The 3,984-nt window shown below is 66.7% G+C and carries 4 protein-coding genes; 1 reads left to right on the forward strand and 3 read right to left on the reverse strand.

Going from position 1 to position 3,984, the window contains the following annotated elements:
* Positions 1 to 1,147, forward strand: a 1,147-nt coding sequence (locus tag NGB36_RS32850) for a transposase (protein ID WP_255924317.1), incomplete at its 5' end; no start/stop codon positions are given.
* Positions 1,148 to 1,448: 301 nt separating this feature from the next.
* Here the strand turns inward: NGB36_RS32850 and NGB36_RS32855 are convergent.
* The 3 genes from NGB36_RS32855 to NGB36_RS32865 form a co-directional block, all read right to left on the reverse strand.
* The gene (locus tag NGB36_RS32855) at positions 1,449 to 1,586 is read right to left on the reverse strand and encodes a hypothetical protein (protein WP_255924318.1); all 138 of its coding nucleotides are present in this window, start codon (positions 1,584 to 1,586) and stop codon (positions 1,449 to 1,451) included.
* A 174-nt stretch (positions 1,587 to 1,760) separates the two neighbouring features.
* The gene (locus NGB36_RS32860; RefSeq protein WP_255924319.1) at positions 1,761 to 2,120 is read right to left on the reverse strand and encodes a hypothetical protein; all 360 of its coding nucleotides are present in this window, start codon (positions 2,118 to 2,120) and stop codon (positions 1,761 to 1,763) included.
* Positions 2,117 to 2,386, reverse strand: coding sequence for a hypothetical protein (locus NGB36_RS32865; RefSeq protein WP_255924320.1), 270 nt, complete (start codon positions 2,384 to 2,386; stop codon positions 2,117 to 2,119). Before NGB36_RS32865 ends, NGB36_RS32860 begins: the two co-directional genes overlap by 4 nt.
* Positions 2,387 to 3,984 lie beyond the last annotated feature (1,598 nt).

The raw sequence follows: 3,984 nt of genomic DNA on the forward strand, positions 1-3,984 counted from the left end.
CACCGACTCCACCCACGTACTGGCCGCGATCCGGTCTCTGAACCGGCTGGAGTTCTGCACCGAGACCCTGCGCTGCGCGCTGGAGGCACTTGCAATCGCCGCTGGCAACTGGTTGCGTGCCGCTCGGATCGCGGATGCCTCCTGGCAGGAGCGGTACGGGCAGCGCGCCGATTCCTACCGGTTGCCGAAGGGCGAGCCGGAGCGCGGGGCGTTTGCGGTGCAGGTCGGCGTCGACGGCTTCGCCTTGCTGGAGGCGGTCCACCGGCCGGATGCACCGGCCTGGCTGCGGCAGTTGCCGGCTGTGCAGGTGCTGCGCCGTGCCTGGATCCAGCAGTACCACCGCGACGGTGAGGGGGTGCGCTGGCGGGAGGGCAAGGACCTCCCGCCGGGTAGAGATCGCCTGGTCAGCCCGCACGATCCGGACGCGCGCTGCGGCGGCAAGCGCGGCATGCTCTGGGACGGCTACAAGGCCCACTACAGCGAGAGCTGCGATGAGGATCTGCCCCATCTGATCACGAGTGTGGCCACCACCAGCGCGGCCGTCGACGACTCCACCCAGGTCCAGCCCGTGCACGACGGCCTCGCCCGCCGCGGGCTGAAGCCGGGCGAGCACCTGGTCGACGGCGGTTACACCTCCGCGGCGATCATCCTGACCGCCCGTGCGCAAGGGATCGACCTCGTCGGCCCCCTCCCGCCCGCCAGTGACCGGCAGACCCGTGAGGGGAAGGGATTCGCGCTCACCGACTTCACCATCGACTGGGAGGCGCAGTCCGCGACCTGTCCACGCGGGGAGACCAGCCGCTACTGGGGCAACACCCGCATGGACGGACACCCGCGCATCGTGGTCATCTTCCCCGAGTACGGCTGCCGCAACTGCAAGGTCCGAACCTCGTGCACCAGCGGCTTCACCCGGCGCCTGACCCTGCACCCCCGCGAGGAGCACGAACTGCTCCAACACCAGCGCGCCGAGCAGGACACCGACGCCTGGAAGAGGCGCTACGCCACCCGTGCCGGCGTTGAGGGCACGATCTCGCAAGCCGTTCGCGGCATCGGTATCCGCACCAGTCGCTACCGGGGACGAGCCAAGACCCAATGCCGGGAAGTTAAGCATTCTGGCCTGCTGTCAAGAGGGCCGCCAGGGTGTTGATCCTGGGGACCAGCGTCACGGTCTGTCCTGATTCGTCTCCCGCGGGAGCGGGTCCCAAGGCGCGGCGATGCCCGTTAGGTCCATGTTGACAATCGCGCCGATGGCTTAACTTCCCGGCATTGAGCCAAGACCGGCCTGGCCCACGTGTTCAGCGCCGCGGCGATCAACCTGCACCGCGTCGACGCCCACCTGACCGGGCATCCCATTGGCACGACGCGGCATACGCACTTCGCCGAACTCGCTCTCCGCCCCAAGCCCAAGACGACACGTCCATGCCATAAATGAATCGAGCGACAGAGTCCTACGGGACCAGGAGGGCGGCGAGGAAGGCCCGGTCCACGGGAGTGAACTTGACCCTAGGCGTGCCGAGTTGTCGCTGCAGGACGGTGAGTTGGTGGCGGAGGACGAGGTTCTCGGCGTGCTTAACGTGGTCGCTCATCGGTAGAGTCGGAGGGCAGCGAAGGCGTTCGTGGACGGCGAGGTCGGCCGGGCGTAGCAGCACGAGCGATCATCATGCCACTCGCCGTCTCCGGGCTCTCCAGTCAGGTTGACCAGCACGGACGGAACTTCAGGCACGCACAAGCGCGGCCGTATGTGCTCCTGACGTTGAGACTCAGGAAGAGGTGCCGGATTCGAGGTCCTGGATGCGGGCCTGGATCAGAGGCAGGATCTCGGTGGCCGCTCGTTCGACGGATGCTGCGAGTACTTCGGCGTTGAGCTTGCGGTGTGGTACGTGCGCGAGCTTGTCGCGTAGCGAGATGGCGCCGCTGTATGCGGGAGTCACGCTGCCGTGGGAGGCTTGTTTGAGCATCTCGCCGAAGGTGAGCATGCAATATGCCAAGGCGAGCAGACGCTCATCGCCTGTATTCGGTGTCCCATCGCGCGTGATGGCCTGGGCCTGGTCGAGTGCAGCTTCGGCGTCGGTCAGGCAGAGCAGTTCACGGTGTTCACGGTCGGTGTGCGTGCTGGTCACGCTGCCCCGCGCAGGTTGCCCAGGGGTTCGGTTTCCTCGACGTCCACACCCGGACCGCGTGGCACGACCTCCACGGCGGCGCCGAGGATGCTGGACAGGTCTGTTTCGAAGCCGGTGACGTCGAAGTAGGAGCGGCCTTGGTCCAGGGTGGCGACGAGTTCCCCGGGCTCGGCGCTGAGCGCGAAGGAGTGGAGGCCGTAACGATGGCCGAGCTGGTGAATTGTGGCCGCGTTGGCGCGGAGCTTCTCAGCCGTCGCTGGCCTCACAGCTCACCCTCCTTCGGTGTCTTCGGGCACCTGAACCCATATGCCGCCACCATACCGTGGGTACGGCGCGAGGGGGCGTCCGTGGGGCCGGATGGGTGCGTCGTGCTTTATGCACCTACGGCGCCGTACTGACACTCGAAGCCGGCTACGGACCGCTACGGACGACTACGGGGAGTTGCGGCGCGGCTGGGGGTCAAGGGGTCGCAGGTTCAAATCCTGTCGTCCCGACCAGCGTTTTCGCAGGTCGAAGGCCGTTTCTGTGAGTAACGGAGGCGGCCTTTGTCGGTTTTCGGGTGGGAGCCGGGTGGGAGCGAACTGGGAGCCCTCGTGCTCCCACTCGCAGATGCGTCAACCTGGTCCGATTTATCCGTCACCCGATCCGGTCGACATCGGGCGCTGTATGCGGTGGTACCGCGCGGTACGCCGCCGTCGTCAACCAGACGACGCGAAGCTCACCCGATCGGGATCGATGCTGCGTGCATGGAGAGGCCAATGGACCCCTTGACCGTTTTGACGGTGGGAGCGGCGATGACCCTCTCCCACGCGACACCCCTATCCGGGCCGGGCGTGATTGCCATCGTCGCGGGTCGAGGGGGGCAACGCAGGTCACCCGCGAAGTCGGCCGTGCGGAAAGGGCGGAGAGCTTCTGCTTTGCCATGTCAACGGCGGGCAAAGCCCCTTGACGGTCCGCCGCAGACGGGGCACTCCCACGACGGGAGTGCCGTAAGGCGCCGTATCGATCCGTCAAGCACTGTTGCTGACGCCGCTGGAACCCCTATCTGGGGGTGGCGCATGAATGCCGTAAGTGGGCGGCGCGGCGAGTGACCTGCTTCAGTGCTTGGCCGCAGGTTCGAGTCCCCGGCAGGAGCCAGAAAACATGGCTGGTCGTCAGCAGGGCGCTGACCTGCGGATTCGCGCCCGGGTGGGCGTGGAGGGACGGGCCCGGCTGGTGCCGCTTCCGCCGGGTGGGTGACGTGCGTGCCGCGGCGTGCAGCTTCGAACCGCTGGCGGACGGAGCGGCGCGGTATCGCGCAACACCGGTTCACGCGGACTCCTTGCCTGATCGCGGTTACCGAGGTTGCTGGCGACCTTGTAGGCGGAGGGGCCGTCGAGCTGGCCGTGGCGCTGGTTGTATCGCTGGGTGGGGCGGTGCCCGGTGGCGTACCGCATCTCGTGCACGGACACACCGACGTCGAGCTCATCCCGTCCAGAGCTATAGCGGTCCTTTGCAGAGGGGCACACCACCGCACAGGCACGTGCGCCCGTCGGCCTGCCACAGACGGCCCTCGTCTCTCATGCCGAACGCAGGCGCCGAAGCCTCATCCACATCCATCGGGACGATCGATCGCAGGAACAGGCGTGCGCCGCCAACGCAGTGCAGGAGCACCCGGAATGGGCCCCACAGGCCACGGATGCCATCTATGCTAAGTTGATTGACGCATGATCAGCTTTGACCGAGGGCGTAAGGGCGCGCAGAGAATCAAGGTGTTGATTCCGTGGATCTGGCTCGTTGATGTGGTATGGCCATATCGCAGGAGACTCGTGATCAACTCGCCGTCAGATTCGCGGTGTTGTTTCCGCACCTGGACGAGCGTCAG

The organism is Streptomyces humicola, assembly GCF_024436035.1.
Taxonomy (GTDB): domain Bacteria; phylum Actinomycetota; class Actinomycetes; order Streptomycetales; family Streptomycetaceae; genus Streptantibioticus_B; species Streptantibioticus_B humicola.